The sequence below is a fragment of the Bacteriovorax sp. BAL6_X genome (assembly GCF_000443995.1).
Taxonomy (GTDB): Bacteria; Bdellovibrionota; Bacteriovoracia; order Bacteriovoracales; family Bacteriovoracaceae; genus Halobacteriovorax_A.
This window is the reverse complement of sequence record NZ_AUMC01000006.1, coordinates 367,172-385,431: the sequence shown is the minus strand read 5'-3', so window position 1 is coordinate 385,431 and position 18,260 is coordinate 367,172. Positions and strand designations below refer to the sequence as shown.

At 37.4% G+C, this 18,260-nt stretch carries 19 protein-coding genes; 14 read left to right on the top strand and 5 right to left on the bottom strand.

The features are described 5' to 3' along the window. Window positions 1-5 precede the first annotated feature (5 nt). Together M902_RS06100 and M902_RS06095 are read right to left on the bottom strand one after the other, a co-directional pair. Window positions 6-257, bottom strand: coding sequence for a BolA/IbaG family iron-sulfur metabolism protein (locus tag M902_RS06100; RefSeq protein WP_021266574.1), 252 nt, complete (start codon window positions 255-257; stop codon window positions 6-8). 30 nt (window positions 258-287) lie between these two features. Next, complete coding sequence (locus M902_RS06095; protein WP_021266750.1) at window positions 288-683, bottom strand: hypothetical protein; 396 nt, start codon at window positions 681-683, stop codon at window positions 288-290. Window positions 684-814: 131 nt separating this feature from the next. Between M902_RS06095 and M902_RS06090 the strand changes: the two genes are divergently transcribed. Then, window positions 815-3,724, top strand: coding sequence for a helicase C-terminal domain-containing protein (locus M902_RS06090; RefSeq protein ID WP_021266780.1), 2,910 nt, complete (start codon window positions 815-817; stop codon window positions 3,722-3,724). Here M902_RS06090 and M902_RS06085 read toward each other — a convergent pair. From M902_RS06085 to M902_RS06075, 3 genes are all read right to left on the bottom strand, one after another. Further along, window positions 3,721-4,518: a hypothetical protein gene (locus M902_RS06085; protein ID WP_021266968.1), complete on the bottom strand. Its 798-nt coding sequence runs from the start codon at window positions 4,516-4,518 to the stop codon at window positions 3,721-3,723. The two genes, M902_RS06090 and M902_RS06085, sit on opposite strands and share 4 nt — an antisense overlap. Continuing rightward, window positions 4,518-5,012, bottom strand: a complete 495-nt coding sequence (locus tag M902_RS06080; RefSeq protein WP_021267110.1) for a hypothetical protein — start codon at window positions 5,010-5,012, stop codon at window positions 4,518-4,520. Before M902_RS06080 ends, M902_RS06085 begins: the two co-directional genes overlap by 1 nt. Before the next feature lie 75 nt (window positions 5,013-5,087). Then, window positions 5,088-5,828, bottom strand: a complete 741-nt coding sequence (locus tag M902_RS06075) for a hypothetical protein (protein ID WP_021266877.1) — start codon at window positions 5,826-5,828, stop codon at window positions 5,088-5,090. A 46-nt stretch (window positions 5,829-5,874) separates the two neighbouring features. On the opposite strand from M902_RS06075, the gene M902_RS15800 reads away from it, so the two are divergent. The 13 genes from M902_RS15800 to M902_RS06010 all read left to right on the top strand — a co-directional run bounded on the left by M902_RS15800 (window position 5,875) and on the right by M902_RS06010 (window position 18,248). After that, window positions 5,875-6,378, top strand: coding sequence for a potassium channel family protein (locus M902_RS15800; protein ID WP_021266634.1), 504 nt, complete (start codon window positions 5,875-5,877; stop codon window positions 6,376-6,378). Then, window positions 6,375-6,728 (top strand): SirB2 family protein, encoded by a 354-nt coding sequence (locus M902_RS06065; RefSeq protein WP_021266984.1) that lies wholly within the window; start codon window positions 6,375-6,377, stop codon window positions 6,726-6,728. Before M902_RS15800 ends, M902_RS06065 begins: the two co-directional genes overlap by 4 nt. 21 nt (window positions 6,729-6,749) lie before the next feature. Then, on the top strand, window positions 6,750-8,060 hold the full coding sequence (locus tag M902_RS06060) for an MATE family efflux transporter (RefSeq protein WP_021266746.1): 1,311 nt from the start codon (window positions 6,750-6,752) through the stop codon (window positions 8,058-8,060). Continuing rightward, the gene (locus M902_RS06055; protein WP_021266858.1) at window positions 8,057-8,719 is read left to right on the top strand and encodes a class I SAM-dependent methyltransferase; all 663 of its coding nucleotides are present in this window, start codon (window positions 8,057-8,059) and stop codon (window positions 8,717-8,719) included. The genes M902_RS06060 and M902_RS06055 overlap by 4 nt, the downstream gene beginning before the upstream one ends. A gap of 12 nt (window positions 8,720-8,731) precedes the next feature. Next, entirely contained in the window at window positions 8,732-9,202 is a 471-nt protein-coding gene (locus M902_RS06050; protein ID WP_021266912.1) for a YchJ family protein, read from the top strand. 160 nt (window positions 9,203-9,362) lie between these two features. Continuing rightward, a complete protein-coding gene (locus M902_RS06045) occupies window positions 9,363-10,706 on the top strand; it encodes a Na(+)-translocating NADH-quinone reductase subunit A (RefSeq protein WP_021266856.1) in 1,344 nt (447 codons plus the stop codon). Then, window positions 10,706-11,911: an NADH:ubiquinone reductase (Na(+)-transporting) subunit B gene (locus M902_RS06040; RefSeq protein ID WP_040314200.1), complete on the top strand. Its 1,206-nt coding sequence runs from the start codon at window positions 10,706-10,708 to the stop codon at window positions 11,909-11,911. The genes M902_RS06045 and M902_RS06040 overlap by 1 nt, the downstream gene beginning before the upstream one ends. 10 nt (window positions 11,912-11,921) lie before the next feature. Beyond that, entirely contained in the window at window positions 11,922-12,707 is a 786-nt protein-coding gene (locus M902_RS06035; RefSeq protein WP_021266650.1) for a Na(+)-translocating NADH-quinone reductase subunit C, read from the top strand. Beyond that, window positions 12,697-13,314, top strand: a complete 618-nt coding sequence (locus M902_RS06030) for an NADH:ubiquinone reductase (Na(+)-transporting) subunit D (protein WP_021266549.1) — start codon at window positions 12,697-12,699, stop codon at window positions 13,312-13,314. The genes M902_RS06035 and M902_RS06030 overlap by 11 nt, the downstream gene beginning before the upstream one ends. A gap of 13 nt (window positions 13,315-13,327) precedes the next feature. Further along, window positions 13,328-13,939, top strand: coding sequence for an NADH:ubiquinone reductase (Na(+)-transporting) subunit E (gene nqrE, locus M902_RS06025; RefSeq protein WP_021267064.1), 612 nt, complete (start codon window positions 13,328-13,330; stop codon window positions 13,937-13,939). 28 nt (window positions 13,940-13,967) lie between these two features. Next, window positions 13,968-15,194 carry an NADH:ubiquinone reductase (Na(+)-transporting) subunit F gene (gene nqrF, locus M902_RS06020; protein ID WP_021267009.1) on the top strand — a complete coding sequence of 409 codons (1,227 nt, stop codon included), beginning with the start codon at window positions 13,968-13,970 and terminating at the stop codon, window positions 15,192-15,194. Between the two features lie 139 nt (window positions 15,195-15,333). Further along, the gene (locus M902_RS06015) at window positions 15,334-16,674 is read left to right on the top strand and encodes a sensor histidine kinase KdpD (protein WP_084710468.1); all 1,341 of its coding nucleotides are present in this window, start codon (window positions 15,334-15,336) and stop codon (window positions 16,672-16,674) included. 164 nt (window positions 16,675-16,838) lie between these two features. After that, a complete protein-coding gene (locus M902_RS06010) occupies window positions 16,839-18,248 on the top strand; it encodes a HAMP domain-containing sensor histidine kinase (RefSeq protein ID WP_021267057.1) in 1,410 nt (469 codons plus the stop codon). The last annotated feature ends 12 nt before the right edge of the window (window positions 18,249-18,260 follow it).

Below are 18,260 nucleotides of genomic sequence, written 5' to 3'. Positions count from 1 at the left end.
GTCGCTTAAACAAGTCCCTGTGCTTGTGCTTGTTCAACAGTTAGAGTTTTCAGCTGGACCGCATGTAAGTCTTCACTTAACTTCTGCTTCAAAATATCCATAACCATTCTGTGCTGAGCTAGAAGCATTTTGCCTTTAAACTCATCACTAACGATTGTGATACCAAGGTGATCACCACCACCTGTTAGGTCATAGACCATTACTTGTGAATCTTTGATATTTTCTTCAATGATAGTTTTTACTTGTTCAAATAACATAAAATACTCGCTTTCTGCTTTCGCTTTTACTTATAGTGCAACTTTTGAAGCTGCATAGAAGCTTGTGATAAAAGTTAAAATTCTAAATGCTAGAGTCGTGATACCAAGGTAGCGGTGCTTTTTTATAAAGCCTGAGTTTCCTTTTAGAACCTTAAGGCCCGAAATAACCATAGCGATGTAAAGTAAGACACTAGAGACAGCAAAGAATAGGTGAATCTTAAGTGCTGTTTGCGATTGGAAAACTTCCATTGCTTTGTCTATAGCACTGCGGCTTAACTCTATTTGTAGAATTAAGATAACATCCCAAATCATCGCACCAGACATTATCTTTACGTGTTTTTGGCGCTTTTTGCTCTGGGTTACTCCATAAATCATTAAAGAAAGGATCAGAAATGATTGAATTTGAAAAAATGTCGCAGAAGACATGGCGCACCCTTACGTATTTAAAATATTAATAATATGTAGCCTAGAATAAGGCATAAAAAGGTGATTATCAATACGATTTAACAATGTTAAATTAAATAAAGGCCACGGGCCAATGGGAGCAGTAAAGAAGCATGGATACGATGAATACAGATAATAACACACTAGGCAAATGGGCACTTCTTGATATTGAAACAACGGGGGCAGATTGCAGTGTTGATGAAATAATTGATGTTGGTTTTCTTCAATTTGAAGGAACTAAACTTGTTCATAAATATGAATCTCTGTGTCGCCCAAGTTTTGAAATTTCTAAATTCATCCAAAAGCTAACTGGTATTGATAATAAGATGCTAAAACGTGCCCCGCTTTTAGATGATGTCATTGGTGAAGTTCTAGAGTTAGATGGCCATGACATTCTCGCTCATAACGCTGATTTTGAAGCCGGCTTCTTAGACCATCATTTTGAGACTTTGGACTTTAGAGAAGGCCATCGTTGGCAAGACTCTCTGTACTTCTTATCACTTCTTTTCCCACATATGTCTTCACTGAAGCTTGAAAACTTTATTGTTGGCTTTGGTTTGGCCGAGAAGGAATTACACAGAGGCTTCCAGGATTCAGTGGACCTTCTAAAGGTTGTCATTGTTGCTGCTCTGATGACAAAGAAGGATGCTGGAAAGTATAACTTCATGATGTCTTTAATGCATAAATACTCTCTTCAAGACTATTGGTTCTTTAGGTTTTTATGTCTTTATGAAGAAGAGTTATTTGAAATATCTGAGCAAATTGATTTTGAACCGACAGCTCATATTGAAATGGCATTAGAATGGGCCTACCCAAAGACACTTGAAGATAAGCAGGTATATGAACAAAATTTTGATATGACCTTTAATGGTCAGAATGTGAAGAATATCTTCAGTAATGAAGAAAAGGTTTCGACTCTATTTAATGGCTACCGATACCGTAAATCACAAGAAGATTTGGCCCTTAAAGTTGGTCAGTCTTTTAAGAATCACATTCACTCAATGGTTCAGGCCCCAACAGGGACAGGGAAGACCCTTGGTTACTTAGTACCAAGTGCTTTATTTGCTCTAAGTGAACAAAAGCAAGTTCTTGTTGCCACGGGAACAAAGACTCTTCAGGCACAGGCCATGAATAAGGATGTACCAGCTCTTCATAAGCTCTTAGGTGTCTCTCCTAAGGACTTAAAGATTCGTCAGCTTGTTGGCTCAAGTAACCACTTTTGTGAGCTTCTTTTCACCCAAAGACAAAATGAAGAAGATCTTTTTTCACAAAGTAGTGAATTAAAAGATAAGTTTTCAGATATCTACTTTGAATCTCTTTTTTATCACAACTCAAATAGTGCTCTTGAGCATATGATCTCTAAAGATGATCTTCCATTTGTTCTTCGCATGAAGCTTGAAAATTTTTCACAAGCTCAAAAAGACTTGGCCGTAGACTACCGTGCTTGTTCAAGTAAGCAGTGTCCATTCTACGCCAATTGTACTTATATTCGAGGTTTAAGAGATGCAAAGGAAGCCGATATTATTATTGGAAACCATGCACTGATGTTTTCTTGGACAAAGTCTTTTCCAAGACCTGCCTATGTCGTGGTAGACGAAGCCCATAAAATTGAAGGTGAGGCGACAAAAGCTTTCTCTGCTGAAGTTGCACAAAGTGATCTTGAAAGCCTTCATAAGCAATTCCAAAACCTACAAGGTTTAGGTTCTCTTTTCTATTTAATCAATACGATGATTGATGAGAATCAAGAAGAAGAGATTTCTTCTCTTCGTATGTTATCGATTGATACGGCCTCAATGCTTAGGGATCACTTATTCGAACTTCCTGAGAAGTTTGAGATGATCTTTAAAAAGATGCCTCGCTATACAGATAAGTTCTGGAATGAACTTCCAATGATTATGCCAACAGAAAAAGAAGCACTTCGCCTAAGTGTCTTCCACCATCTGGAGAGTATTTTCTATCTTCTAAAGTCTGTTCATGAAAGGTTGTACCCTTATACGATTCGCTGGCAGGTAAGTGATATGCAAGGCCAAGGTGAAATTACGGCCTGGACACGTTTTGAGGCATTTGTGGGACAGCTTGAAGATGTGATGAATGCACTTTCCGTTTTATTAAAGATTGAAAGTTCTTCTCAGCCTCATTCTCTTTCGATGAAATATCATGAACAGCAAGGATTCTTACTAAGTGCAGGACCAATTAATACTGGACGCATCTTACATGACCAACTTCTGCAAACTTCTTCATCGGTTGTTTACACTTCTGCAACGCTAGGAAATGAACACGGAGATCAAGGTAGTCGCGGGATGGAGTGGTCGACAGGTTACCTTTATAGCGAACCTGAAAGACGCTTTAGAACAGGGCTCTATTTACCTTCTGTCTATGATTATAAGAATCGTACGAAGGTATTCTTATGTGATGATACTCCGTCTCTTTATGATAAGGACTTTGTAAAAACAATTTGTGATCGCTTAACTCCATTTATTGAAGATATTGATGGTAGAAGTTTGTTATTATTTTCAGCACGTGCTCGATTTGAAAAGGCCGTGGAGTATATGCTTGATAAATTTGAAGGCAAGCTCCCTGTATTTGTTCAAGGTATGGGCGCCAATGTAGTTGAAGAGTTTAAAGATAGTGGAAACGGAATTTTGATTGGAATGGAATCTTTTGGCGAGGGGATTGATGTTCCTGGTGATGCCTTGAGATTTGTCTTTATTGATAAAATTCCTGACCTTTCTATGGAACAAGTTATTCGACTTCGTCGCGAATATTATGAGACAAATATTGGTAACGAATTTGAAGACTACTACCTTGCCCATAGAACAAGAAATTTACATCAAAAACTTGGAAGACTACTTAGAACAGAGACCGATGCAGGTGCTGTCGTTGTCATTGATTCACGTGTGAAAAAGTGGAAGAATTCTACAATGGCAAAGCTTACAAAACAGATGGAGCCGTACCAAATCCATCGCACAAATTTTAAAGAAGCTTTAGAGGCCTCTAAAGATTTTGTGAATACTCTGGATTAGAATCGATATCCAAACTCGAGTAGGTACATATAACGCTCACCGAAGCTTAGTTCTGTTGTTAGTCCAAACTCACGGTTAATCTCATAGTTTAGGCCAGCAAGTCCATGCCAACCACTAGATGAAAGGCTTACGTTAAGTACAATATCTTGGCGTGAGCCGGTGATTTGAATATTGCTGTCTATATACATTGCGCCTGTAAAAATTTGAAGCTTTCCAGCGTTATATCCGCCTCTAAATGCAATACTGTACAGATTTACATCAAGCTCGTTTTCAATGATTACATCGGTTAAGTTAAAATTAGTCATGACAAACCAGCTATTGTAACCAGCAACTAGGACTCCTCCAAGGTTTGCGACAGTTCCACTTGCTTTAAACGGGATATTGTGTTGTTGGCTACCGACTATGGGCCTTTGTGTTTTAAATTCAAGTTTTATATTGGAGTGAATTTGACCCAAACCAAGATATAAGTTGAAGAATGGTAGTAGCCAAAAATCAGTTCGAATCATATTTATTTTTGTTTCAGTATCGACCTTTACATCTCCAGTCACTGGAAGAGCTTCAAATAGGTCTTCACCATTTAAAGTCGCATTTTTTACACCAAATCTTTCATCATGTTCTACTCTTGAAATATTAACTCCATAGGGACGAGGAAGAGTGTAGCCTCGCTTTTTTGCCTCATCTCCCCAGATTGGAAAATAGCGTGGTTTCTCCTCGCTAACTCGATTCATTGGCATCTCTTGGGCAATTGTGAATAAGGGAATAAGAAGAATAATTAGATGTAATTTGCTCTTCATTACTTTGTCTTCCTTATGTATTTTTTTATATCATCAAATTCTTTGGGAGCTATTGTCTTGGCATAATCAATCTCCTCTTGAGTTAGGGGGATATAACCTCTGTCATAGTTCCATCCATATCCCCAGCGGTAGGAAGTTTGGTATTGTGGCCCTCCTCCGATACGAACTCCTAAATACATGATGATTGACATCCAATCAGTAAATTCTTCTTTTACACAGGCCTTTAATTGTTGATCAGCATTAAAACGTTGGCCTTCCGTACCTCCCAGCCAATACTGTTGGTCGTGAACAAAACAACACTTAAGCCATGCGTCCGGATTTGCAAGTGTTCCATTCGGCCATTTTGAACATCCATCTGACATAAAAGGAGAGAGCTGCTTTGAAAGGTGGAGCTGGCCCTTATTGCTTATATCACTTCTTTTAATAGAAATTTTCGCACAAGAAGATGTGATTAGGAGTAAAGAAAGTTTAAATGTAAAAAAATAACTTCTCATATATCTATTTTATACATTATTTGACGTTAATTATTCTTATGTTTTATGGAAACTAACTTTAAAGCTTTTATGTGTTTAACTGCGATCGAGGCTGTTAAGATATTTAATAGTAATATTAGTACCTTGCTTGTCTTTTATAATGTATGGAATAGTTTGATGCTGAGAGAGCCAGATGTTTAGAAAATCTGGTGTGACTTTTAAGTCTTTACTGTCTTCTGATTCTGTCTTTTCAAATAATTTGTACTGAACAGCTGTAACTGTTGTTCCCGCAATCTTTATTGATTCTGATGTTTGGGCCGCTCGTTCTACAATTATACTGTTATTGATAATTGGGCCCTCATACTTCCATTGATTATTTGTCGAAAAGAATGAGTAGTAGTTTTTTCCAACTGAATCAAACTTCTTTGACCAAAGAAAGAGCATACTGCAGCAACTTAGTGGAGTGGTTACGTAGAATTTTGGGGATGTTGTAATAGACTCTCGATTTACTTCACCATCACACTCAAATTGATATTTTAGTTCACTAGTTGAATGGTCAAATAAGAATATCTCTTTAGATATTTGCTCCCCAAGACTTTTTATGATTTGAACTTTTACAGGAGTGTATTCTTTATCAACAGTGTAAGCGACGTTGATCTTTAGTAGTTCTCCCGTCATAACTCGTGCGAGCATCTCTCCTTCAAAGTAGATTTGGTGGAGTTTGGGCCTGCGATAAACTTCAAATGTTTCTTCAGCATAGAGGTTGTCTTTGCGATAATAGTTATATGCACCGCGAAAGATCTTTTCTCCCTTATTGCTGTTTCCAAAATAGCTCATATTAAATATTATATAGTAAATTAAAATTTTGTAGAAGAGGTTAGTTTTGCGCTCAGGTTTTCGTGTATTTATAGAACGCTTTATCTATTTATTCAAAACTGTTGCCTTTTGGTTTATAACTATCATAGGTAACCTCGGTGTTGTTATTTTCGCCTACGTCTTCCTACATTTTGAAAATGGACAAAATCCAAAAGTTACTGAGCTTGGTGATGCTATTTGGTGGGCATTTACCACAATAACTACTGTTGGTTATGGAGATATTACTCCTATTACATTTTGGGGAAGAGTTACAGCTATCGTTCTAATGATTTTTGGTACGGGCCTATTTGCTACTTATACTGCAATTTTTGCCAATGTTATGCTTGGTCGACAATTTCTTACAACTGGAAAACGTGTACAGGCCCTGAAAAGAAATGTAGAAGGGATGCAAAGTAGTCTACATAGAGAAGATTTAATGTTAGAAAGAGAGCTAGCTAAAATAAATAAAACTTTAAGTATATTAAATGACAAAATGACGAGTCTTGAAGAGAGAAATGGAGAAAAGAAATGAGTTATGAATTTTACAAAGTACTTCACGTATTTATGGTTGTTCTTATGGTTGCGGCCTTTGCACCCCAATTTGTAAGTACTGAAGCGCAAAACAGAAAGTTGTTTAAAATTACTTCTGGTATTGCAAGTTTCCTACTTTTTGTAGGTGGTATGGGGCTTCTTGCTCGTATCGGTGTTAGTCATGGAGAAGGTTGGCCTCTATGGGTTAAAGTTAAAGTTGGATTATGGGTTGCAGTATCTGCTCTTGGGCCAATTCTTGCAAAACGCATGAAAGCAAATCGCCTTTTTGGTCTAGGTTTAATTCTTGCACTAATTTTTATTGCAATTTTCTCTGCAGTAACTAAATACTAATAAATTTTAAAAGAAGAAAAATTGAACCGTGATTGGTTAACATATAAGGGCCTTTGGGCCCTTTCTATTCCTTCTATCCTCGCATCGATGCTTGAGCCACTAAGCTCAATTGTCGATACGGCCCTTGTTGGAAATTTTGATACTAATATGCTGGCCGCTATGGCCATCGGTGTTTCAATTATGTCATCCATCACATGGATGTTTAACTTCTTAGTACACGCACCTATTCAAGCGATCTCTCAGAAACTTGCTAAAGGTGAGTATGAAAATGTTGTCTCGCTTATCAAACTCACATTTCTAATTGCTTTCTCGATTGGATTTCTACTCGTATTGATCTTTGTTCCGACTCGACACTTTATTTATGAATTTTTAAGTGTAACGAAAGATCTCTACTCTTTATGTGATGAGTATTTCTTAACGAGACTCTATGGACATGTTTTTATTTTATTATTCATGTCGGCCTTATCTGTTCTTAGAGGAATGGCAAAGGTAAATATTGTCTTGGGTATTATTGGTGTGGCCACTGCGGTAAATATTATCTTGTCTTACCTTGGGCTCTATCAACTCAATATGGGACTTTCAAGTGTTGCAGCCGCAACAATTATTGCTAATGCAATTGGCTTCTTTATTAGCCTCTACTACATACTTATCCATGAAAAGGTTCGCCATCTTTTCTTATCGCAAAAAATTATCCTGGCCGATGCGTTTCATATGGGAAAAAGCTCGATTAATGTCTTCATGCGTTCGGCCTTCTTAACATTAAGTTTTTTCTTGGCCACTAAAGTTGCAAGCTCTATCTCTTTAAAAGCGCTTGCGGCCCATCAAATTATATTAAATCTTTGGCTATTTGCTTCTTTCTTCACAGATGGTGTGGCCACTTCTGGAAATATTATTGGTGGAACACTTTTTAGAAATATAGGCCATGAGTATTTGAAGGAGATCTACCATAAATTACTTTTTATGGGTGGGGCCATCGGAGTCTTCTTTTGTCTTATTTTTACTTTTGCAAATGGTCCTCTAGTCTCACTTTTTACCTATGATGAAAGTATTCATGAGGCTATAAATGGGATTATATACTTTCTTGCCATTGCTCAGATTCCGGTGTCGATTGCCTATGTCTACGATGGCCTAGTCTTTGGAATTAATCGCTTCGACTTTCTAGGACGACACATGCTGATCGCCTTCTTTACATGCTTTCTTCCTCTGGCCTATTTAAGCTATTTGAATCAATCCTTCTTGCTCCTCTGGGGGGCAATTTTCTCGGTGGGTATCTACCGTTTTATTTCGAATGCATACTTAGTTAGAAAGACATTAAAGGTTAAATCAACATGAAAGAAAATGGATCACAAGGGTTCTCGAAAGACTATTGGGACGTCAACTACGAGGAAGCTGATCAAATGGATGGAATAGGTAATGTGGAACAACACGTTGGCTATATTAAAAATTTATTTGGTTTAGAGTATATTGATATTAGCTCAATTGTCGACTTAGGTTTTGGCCTTGGACACTTATTTGAAGCGCTTCTTGAAGAGTTTAAACCATACAAAGCGCATGGTATTGAGCCGAGTGAATATGCTTATAAAGTTGTTAGAGAACGTAAAATAAACAAAATTGAATCAACAAAGTTTAAGTTAGAACAAACAGATATTGTTAGCTGGTGTCGAAAGAATGAAAAGACCAAGAAGTCATTTGATCTTGGTGTGTGTACGAGTGTCTTTCAGTACCTGACTGATGAAGAGATAGAGTACTGTTTGCCAATTCTTGCTTCGAAGTTAAAGTATTTTTATCTAACTGTTCCAACGGATAAAGAGTTGGATCGCCAAATTGAAGACCTTGAGTTCAAAGACGAATACGCAATTCGCAGAAGTCGTACGAAATACCAGAAAATGCTAAGGGAGCATTTTACATTTATTTCTAGTCGACTACTAGAAAGCAAGGTATATTTTGATGAAACAAACACGAATTTTACCGACTTATTATATCGATATTAAATGGAGTTTATTATGAGTAATTCTGGTCTTGATACAAAGACATGTGAAGCAATTGTTAAAGGTGAGGCCAAGGCCCAAACTGCTGCTCAACTTATGAGTGCACGCTACTTTGCTTATACAATCGGCGATATTGATTTTATCGTTGATTCAACACATCCAGATCATAGAGAGGATATGGATGTAAATGAAATCAAGGCATGGTCATCACAATCTGAGTGGAAGGGCCTTGAGATCGTTGACACTGCAGAGGGGACAGAGAGGGACGACTGGGGAATGGTTGAGTTTAAGGCAACTTTTGGCCTAGGTGGACAAGACCATGTGCATTATGAGCGTTCTGAGTTTGTTAAAGTTGATGGAGACTGGTTCTTCGTTGACGGTGAGCCAATCGTAGCGCAGGTTAAGAGAGATGGCGTAAAAGTTGGACGCAACGACCCATGTACTTGTGGCTCAGGTAAGAAATTCAAGAAATGTTGTGGTCGATAATTGTCGACTCAATAGCCTTTGTTTTAATGCGTTGTGGTCTCTTAAACGAGTGCCGTGATTAGTTAAAATTAGGGTTACAACTTTATGTATTTCTGTTAAAAAACTAATAATTTCATAAATATTTTATTGTTAACAAACCAAGATAACGGGATTTGTCGCTATGATTCACATTAAGAGAGGATTGGATCTTCCTATCAGTGGGAAGCCATCACAAAAGATTGAGGTAGGACCTCAAGTGACTAAAGTCGCTCTTACTGGGCCAGACTATGTTGGAATGAAGCCAACTATGCTTGTTCAAGTAGGTGACGAAGTTAAAAAAGGTCAGGCGTTATTTTCTTGTAAGAAAGTTGAGGGTGTTCTTTATACAGCACCTATCAGCGGAAAGGTTATTGAAATTAACCGTGGTGCAAGAAGAGCGTTTGAAACTTTAGTAATTGAAGTTTCAGGTAACGAGCAAGTTACATTTGAAAACTACAAAGGCACGGGAGTAAAAGATTTAGCAAAAGAAGATGTTCAAGCTCTTCTCGTTGAATCAGGTCTATGGCCTACTTTCAGAACAAGGCCATTTTCTAAAGCACCAGCTTTAGCTTCTGAGCCACATTCGATTTTCGTAACAGCAATGGATACAAATCCACTTGCAGCTGATCCAGCAGTAGTAATTGCTGAAGCAAGCGAAGATTTCGTAAACGGTGTTGAGGTAATCTCAAAGCTGACTGACGGAAGAACTTTTGTTTGTAAGGCAGCTGGTGCAAATATTCCAACGCCTTCAACAACTAAAGTTGAAACAAAGGAATTCTCAGGTGTTCACCCTGCAGGAAACGCAGGAACTCACATTCACTTTATTGATCCTGTAAATGCAAATAAGATTGTATGGTCAATCAATTACCAAGACGTAATTGCTATTGGTAAACTTTTTGCTACTGGAGAATTATCAACAGAAAGAATTATCTCAATTGCAGGTCCAGCATCTGTAAACCCAACACTTGTTAAAACTGTTCCAGGAGCTCATTTAGGTGAAGTTACTTCTGGTAAAGTTGGACAAGGTGAGGTGAGAGTTGTTTCAGGTTCTGTTTTCAGTGGACGTGCAATGGTTGGAACTTTTTCTTACCTAGGACGTTTCCATAACCAAATTTCTCTACTTACTGAAGGACGTGAAAGAGAGTTCTTAGGATGGCATAAGCCAGGCCTTAATAAATTTTCTGTTAAGCGTACTTTCTTACACTGGTTAAAGCCAGGACAGATTTTCGATTTCACAACTGCTACTCACGGTTCTGATAGAGCTATGGTTCCAGTTGGGTCATATGAAAAAGTAATGCCTCTTGATATGCTACCAACTCAACTTTTAAGAGCACTTGTAACGAAAGATGATGACTATGCAATCGAGCTAGGTTGTCTAGAGCTAGATGAAGAAGATTTAGCGCTTTGTACTTTCGTAAGCCCTGGTAAAGTTGATTTCGGTCCAGCTCTAAGAGAAAGTTTAACTACTATTGAGAAAGAAGGATAATTACAATGTTGCGCAAACTTCTAGATTCTCAACATGATAACTTCGCCAAAGGCGGGAAATTCGAAAAGTTTTATGCTGTTTATGAAATGATCGATACTTTCCTTTATACTCCAGGTGGAGTGGCGAGAGGTTCAGTTCATGTTAGAGATGCACTTGACTTAAAAAGATTAATGATCACTGTTGCTATTGCTCTTATTCCAGCAATGTTTATGGCAATGTACAATACTGGTTTTCAGGCCAACTCAGCTCTAGCTGCAGCTGGTATGACTCCAGAAGGTTGGCGTGCTGATATCATCTTAGCACTTGGTGCAGGCTTCTCTCCAGATAGCCTAGTAGCAAACCTTCTGCATGGATTCCTTTATTTCTTCCCAATCTTTCTAGTGACACAAATTGCTGGAGGCTTCTGGGAAGCTCTTTTTGCGATCGTACGTGGTCACGAAATTAATGAAGGTTTTCTTGTTACTGGGATGCTTTTCCCACTAACTCTTCCTCCGACAATCCCTCTATGGCAAGTAGCTGTAGGGATCTCTTTCGGTGTTCTTATCGGTAAAGAGGTTTTCGGTGGGACTGGGAAGAACTTCCTTAACCCTGCACTAACTGCTCGTGCTTTCCTTTTCTTTGCTTATCCTGCACAAATTTCGGGAGATGCAGTTTGGACTGCTGTTGATGGTTTCACTGGTGCAACTGCTCTTTCTCAAGCTGCACTTGGCGGTGTTGGAGCAATCACAACTTCAATGCAAGATGCATTTTTAGGGTTTATGCCTGGTTCAATGGGTGAGACTTCTGCTCTTGCTTGTTTAATCGGAGCAGCGGTTCTAATCATCTCAGGTATTGGATCTTGGAGAATTATGCTTTCGATGGTTCTTGGAGCTGTTGTTACTTCGGCAATTCTAAATGCTATCGGTTCTGATACAAATATGATGTTCTCTGTAACTCCACTTTGGCACTTAGTGATTGGTGGTTTTGCTTTCGGTACAGTGTTTATGGCAACTGATCCAGTATCAGCTTCTATGACACACAAAGGACACTGGTTCTATGGTGCTTTAATCGGTTTCATGGTTATTCTTGTTCGTGTTATTAACCCAGCTTTCCCAGAAGGTACTATGCTTGCAATCCTTTTCGGAAACTGTTTTGCACCTTTAATTGATTACTTTGTTATTCAAGGAAATATCAAAAAACGTGCAAATGGATATAAAACGGTTTAAGGGGGCAGTGATGAGTAATGATAGTACTGCAAAAACTCTGATCGTAGCAACAATCCTATGTGTTGTTTGTTCAGTTGTCGTATCTTGGTCAGCGGTTTCATTGAAGCCACTTCAAGATGAGAATAAAGTTTTAGATGTTAAGAAAAATCTTCTGATGACTGCTGGTCTTGTAAAAGCAACAGCTCAAAAGAAAGAGATTTTAGATGCGTATAAACAAATCGAAGAAAAGCTAGTCGACCTTAAGACTGGTGATTATGTAACTGATATTGATGTTGCTTCTTACGATGCTGTTAAAGCAGCTAAAGATTCAAAGATGAATTATTCAATTCCTGCCAAAGAAGATAAGGCGGGAATTAAGTTCCGTGCAAAGTATTCGAAAGTTTTCTTTGTAAAAGATGGTGAAGAGACTAAGTCTGTTGTTTTTCCAATCCACGGTAAAGGTCTTTGGTCAACAATGTACGGTTTCCTAGTTCTTGAGACAGATCTTAATACTGTAAAAGGTATTGGGTTCTACTCTCACGGTGAAACTCCAGGTCTTGGTGGTGAGATTGATAACCCTCAGTGGAGATCAGTATGGCCAGGTAAGAAGATCTTTGGAGAAAATGGGAATCCTCAGATTCAAGTTATCAAAGGTGAAGCACGTGATGCGAGTAACTTTGATATCGATGGTCTTTCAGGTGCAACTCTTACAGCTAATGGTGTAACAGGAACTGTTCGCTACTGGATGGGTGACGATGCATTTGGACCTTTCATTGATAAATACACTCAAGATGTGGAGGTGAAAAGTGAACTTTAAAGAAACAGTCATTTCACCATTATTTGAAAATAATCCAATTGCACTTCAGATCCTTGGGATTTGTTCAGCTCTTGCGGTTACAACAAAGATGGAATCAGTAGCAGTTATGTGCCTAGCGGTAACTGTTGTTTGTGCCTTTTCAAATCTTTTTGTTTCTTTAATTAGAAACCACGTTCCAAGTGCAATTCGTATCATCGTTATGATGACAATTATTGCTTCACTTGTAATCGTGACAGATCAGGTTCTTAAGGCATATGTTTACGACGTTGCTAAGTCGATGTCGGTATATATCGGTCTAATCATCACGAACTGTATTGTTATGGGTCGTGCTGAAGCATACGCGATGAAAAACCCTCCAATCATGTCATTCTTTGATGGTATTGGTAACGGAATTGGTTATTCACTCGTACTAGTATTTGTTGGATTTTTCAGAGAGCTACTTGGATCAGGAAAACTTTTTGGAATATCTATTTTAGCAACAACTGGAGAAGGCGGTTGGTACCAAACTAATGGTATGGCACTTCTTGCACCATCTGCATTCTTCTTAATTGGTTTTTTCATCTGGGGATTACGTACTTGGAAGAAAGATCAAGTAGAAGAAATGTAAGGGTAGGTGAATTATGTTAGAACATTATTTAAGTTTATTTATTAAAGCAGTATTCATTGAGAACCTTGCCTTAGCATTCTTTCTAGGTATGTGTACATTCCTAGCAGTTTCTAAAAAGGTTAAGACTTCTCTAGGTCTTGGTGTTGCGGTTGTTGTTGTACAAACAATTACAATCCCTATCAACAACCTACTTTACAATTACTTACTAAAAGAAAACGCTCTAGTATGGGCAGGTATTCCAGGTACAGATCTTTCATTCCTAGGTCTAATTTGTTACATCGGTGTTATTGCGGCGATGGTACAAATCCTAGAAATGTTCCTTGATAAGTATATGCCAGCTCTTTATAACGCTCTTGGGATCTTCCTTCCTCTAATCACTGTAAACTGTGCAATTATGGGTGGGTCTCTATTTATGGTTGAGAGAGATTATACTTTTGGAGAGTCTGTTGTTTTCGGTCTAGGTTCTGGTTTTGGTTGGGCCCTAGCGATTGCAGCTCTTGCAGGTATTAGAGAGAAAATGAAATATAGTGATGTACCAGATGGCCTAAAAGGTCTTGGTATTACTTTTATCACTGTAGGTCTAATGGCACTTGGTTTCCTAAGTTTTTCAGGAATCCAACTTTAGTAACGGTAAGTAATAAAAAGGAAATATTATGAATGCAATTATTCTTGGTGTTTTAATGTTTACCGTTGTGGTTCTAGCACTAGTTTTAGTAATTCTTTTTGCTAAATCAAAGCTAGTATCAAGTGGTGACGTTAAGCTAACAATTAACGGTGAGAAAGTAGTTCACATCCCAGCTGGTGGAAAGCTACTAAATGCTCTTGCTGATCAAAAATTATTCGTATCTTCTGCCTGTGGTGGTGGGGGAACATGTGGTCAGTGTCTAGTTCACGTACATTCTGGTGGCGGTGAAATCCTAGAAACTGAAATGTCACATATCTCTAAGAAAGAAGCTCGTGAAGGCTTAAGACTTGCATGTCAGGTTGGTATTAAGACTGATATGGAAGTAGAAGTTGAAGAGTCTGTCTTTGGTGTTAAAAAGTGGGAATGTACGGTTAGATCTAATCATAACGTTGCTACTTTCATTAAGGAATTTGTTCTTGAGCTACCTGAAGGTGAGTCTGTCCCATTTAGAGCAGGTGGCTATATTCAAATTGAAAGACCTGCTGGACTTTCGATTGATTATAAGGACTTCGATGTTGAAGAAGAGTACCGTGGTGACTGGGATCATTTCAACCTTTGGCAGTATAATTCAACTGTTAATGAAGAAACGATTAGAGCTTACTCAATGGCAAACTATCCTGAAGAGAAGGGAATCATTATGCTTAACGTGCGTATTGCTTCTCCTCCTCCAAGAGCTCCAAAAGGAACTCCTCCAGGTAAGATGTCGTCATATATCTTTAGCTGTAAACCAGGTGACAAAGTAACAATTTCTGGTCCATTCGGAGAGTTCTTTGCACGTGATACAGATAAAGAAATGGTATTCGTTGGTGGTGGAGCTGGTATGGCGCCTATGCGTTCACACATCTTTGACCAACTTAAGAGACTTAACTCTAAACGTAAGATGACTTTCTGGTACGGTGCCCGTTCAGTTAGAGAAATGTTCTATGTTGAAGACTTCGATGGCCTACAAGCTGAGAACGATAACTTTACATGGCACGTTGCTCTTTCAGATGCACTACCAGAAGATAATTGGACAGGTTACACTGGATTCATTCACCAAGTACTTCACGATGAGTATCTTGCTAATCATCCAGCTCCTGAAGATTGCGAGTACTACTTATGTGGTCCTCCAATTATGAACAAGTGTGTTATCGATATGCTACTTGACCTTGGGGTTGAGAGAGAAGATATCATGCTAGATGACTTTGGTGGATAACTAAAACTAAAGTAATAAATTTACAAATAGAAATGGCCAGCTCTATCGCTGGCCTTTTTATTGGCAATTTCGATTAAAAGTTAAGCTAAGTTATCCTTTCTTCAATTGTTCATGCATTCTACTATGTTAGCTTTTATGTATGGATAATATGATAGCTCTTTATATCGTACTCTTATCATTTCTCCTTCTGTGTGTTGTCACCACTTATGTCGTTGCAATGGTAGATAAAGGGAGTGATTATCGGGAATTTAAGATAGCATTAATTCTTAATTTTATTCTATATGCAGCACGTTTCTATTTCGCACCATGGAAAGAGCTTGATGTTGTTTTCTATGCTTTAAAATTCATTCCACTATATTTCTTATGTAACTTCTTTTTAAATAATCGTTTAAATCAATATCGACTTGAGTTTGTTGGCCTCTTTATCTTTAGTAGCATTGCCGGAGCTTCATTGTATTTACTTGGATTTAAGTTTGAATACTATTCCTTGGTCATAGCTTTTGGAAGTTTTAGTCCGGGGTTCTATGCCTTGATTCACTTTGGCAGACGATTAAAACATATTGTGGATTTTTTTTATTTTTCTATTTTTGTCATAGCAGCTTTAGTCACATTCACATATCCCTTTGCTTTTATCATAAGAGGGTCTGGTACTTGGGGGTGGAGTGCAGGGGTTATTGCTTACATTGCAATTATGTTAGGTCTTTTGGTCAAAATTCTAGAAAAGAAAGTTGATGGTGATTATAAATTACAAGAAGAACTTAAACTTATAAATGCAATTTATAAGGCCGTTATTCATGATACTTCAAATGATCTAAACTTTTTGTCGTTAAGCCTTTCGAGGGCCCTGAAGGACGAGAACTTAGCTTATGTAAAATTGGCCTATGAACGCTTAAGTGAGCTAATCAAGTTTAAAGCAGAGATTCGCAAACAATTTAATCAAGAAAAGCTTTCTTATAATGTTGAACTTTCATTGATCTTAAAGTCAGTTGTGGAACATTATCAAGACGACTTTAAGAAGAAGCGAGTTCAATTGATCGTCACTTATCCTCATCAAAATACTGTGGCCTCTCTTCCAATAAGCAAGGAGAGCTTGGTTAACTCTATCCTTGGAAATCTTGTCTCAAATGCTTTGAAGTTCTCAGAGTCTCGCTCAAAGGTTTATCTTTCAATGATTTATGATGAATCACATGTTTACTTTAGTGTCGTAGACTCAGGGGAAGGTATTTCTGAAGAAATCATTTCATCAGTAACAAACTTTTCAAAGGTTAGATCGAGTTGTGGAACAAGTAACGAGCTAGGGAGTGGGATGGGGCTTAGCATCCTGTGTTATATTATCAAACGAATTGATGGTGATATTAGTTTTATGAAGATGAAAAGAGGAACTAAAGTGATCGTCAAAATCCCTTTTTTAAAGCAATTAACTGACATATTAAATAACAAAGATGATAGTCACGACAATAATGTTATATCACACGCTTAAGGCTTCTTTTCACCTGAGTTATAGGCAACTTCTGCTTCGCTATTAAGAAGTATTCCTAAGGGGTACAATATATATTGTGGTGTAAAGTTAAATAAATAACTTAAGTTGCCATTTTAAATCTTATAGTGATAATCAGTATTTATTGTTTGGTAAGGTGTATTAAATTGGAAGTAAGTAATAAGGCATTAGTCGCATATTTTGATGGTGTGAGCTCAATGGGAGATTCCGTTGAGGACTTTATATCTGAACTTCCTATTAAAAATGAAAATCTCCTGGATGTAAAATCACGCATCACATGGCAAGAGTTCAAAGAGATCACAATTTTCTTTTCTGAGAAGTATCCAAATTACACCGAAATTATCAGCAATACAGGTATTTCAAATAGAATTGTTAAGCCATTTTTTGACATCGTTACTTACTTCATTAGTTATAGCTTACTTTATGAATTCTTATTGAAACTAACTTTTAAAATGCTTTATACAAATATAAAGATAGATACGAAGAAAACTAGTTCTGATTCTTTTCAGATTATTTTTCAATTTTCGGACACTACACATATCTTCCATGAATTTATTAATATGTATGTTGAGCTTTTTAAAACAATACCTGTAAATTTTGTTGGGTGTCGTACTTATTCAAAAGTAAAGTACCTGGTTGTTGATGATAGAGTTGTATTTACTGTAAGAAATGCTGCCTTTGCGAAAGTCAGTATTCCAAACCTTTTATATAATTTCTTTTTTACGAAGAAAAAACTTCACGAAGTTATATTAAAGAACGTGGAATATGCAAATCTTCTAGAAAAGCAGAATCTTGAGCTTGAAGAGTACCGAAAGAACTTAGAGCTTTTAAATACAGAACTAAATCTGAGTAACCGTACACTTCATCATGATGTTGCAAATAAGCTACTAAGTCTTGAAGTTGCTAAAAAGAGAATTGAAAGTGGTAATTATGCTCAAGCTGTTCAAAAGATCAATCAATTTTCAAACTCGGTAAAAGGTATTATTCAAAACTCAATTGTAACGACACATATAGATGGTGAGTTTTTCGAACTCGAAGAGATCAAATTATATGATTTACTAATAGAGGCCGTTACAGAATATGATGATATTGCTATTCAAAAGGGTGTTCGAATTATTCATGATTTTAAAATAGATCAAAACTTAGCTATCTATACTAATAAAATCGCCCTTCAAAATAACTTGATCTCTAATGTTATGTATAACGCGATTAAGTTCTCACACATGAATGATAGTATTGTTTTCTCAGCGTCTGTGTGTGATGAAAACCTTTGTCTTCGAATTGTTGACTTTGGTGTAGGTATTCCAGAAGAAAAGCTTAAGTTAATTAAGAAGAATGTTGGTCTAATTGGTTCGACTAAGGGAGCTAATGGTGAACAAGGGTCTGGACATGGAATGAGCATCATCATGGATACTGCTAATGCTCTTGGATTCAAGGTTAATATTTCTTCGAGCCTAGGCAATGGAACCTCAATTGAGTTATTAAAAAATATTTCTCAAGAAGAAACTGATTTTAACAATGTTCTCTATCTCGATAGCCAAAGTTCAAAGTCTTAATTTAAACTCGTA

Coding starts and splice junctions, on each gene's coding strand:
- M902_RS06100 (WP_021266574.1), bottom strand. CDS start 257: ATGTTATTTGAACAAGTAAAAACTATCATTGAAGAAAATATCAAAGAT.
- M902_RS06095 (WP_021266750.1), bottom strand. CDS start 683: ATGTCTTCTGCGACATTTTTTCAAATTCAATCATTTCTGATCCTTTCT.
- M902_RS06090 (WP_021266780.1), top strand. CDS start 815: ATGGATACGATGAATACAGATAATAACACACTAGGCAAATGGGCACTT.
- M902_RS06085 (WP_021266968.1), bottom strand. CDS start 4,518: ATGAAGAGCAAATTACATCTAATTATTCTTCTTATTCCCTTATTCACA.
- M902_RS06080 (WP_021267110.1), bottom strand. CDS start 5,012: ATGAGAAGTTATTTTTTTACATTTAAACTTTCTTTACTCCTAATCACA.
- M902_RS06075 (WP_021266877.1), bottom strand. CDS start 5,828: ATGAGCTATTTTGGAAACAGCAATAAGGGAGAAAAGATCTTTCGCGGT.
- M902_RS06065 (WP_021266984.1), top strand. CDS start 6,375: ATGAGTTATGAATTTTACAAAGTACTTCACGTATTTATGGTTGTTCTT.
- M902_RS06055 (WP_021266858.1), top strand. CDS start 8,057: ATGAAAGAAAATGGATCACAAGGGTTCTCGAAAGACTATTGGGACGTC.
- M902_RS06050 (WP_021266912.1), top strand. CDS start 8,732: ATGAGTAATTCTGGTCTTGATACAAAGACATGTGAAGCAATTGTTAAA.
- M902_RS06045 (WP_021266856.1), top strand. CDS start 9,363: ATGATTCACATTAAGAGAGGATTGGATCTTCCTATCAGTGGGAAGCCA.
- M902_RS06035 (WP_021266650.1), top strand. CDS start 11,922: ATGAGTAATGATAGTACTGCAAAAACTCTGATCGTAGCAACAATCCTA.
- nqrE (WP_021267064.1), top strand. CDS start 13,328: ATGTTAGAACATTATTTAAGTTTATTTATTAAAGCAGTATTCATTGAG.
- nqrF (WP_021267009.1), top strand. CDS start 13,968: ATGAATGCAATTATTCTTGGTGTTTTAATGTTTACCGTTGTGGTTCTA.
- M902_RS06015 (WP_084710468.1), top strand. CDS start 15,334: ATGGATAATATGATAGCTCTTTATATCGTACTCTTATCATTTCTCCTT.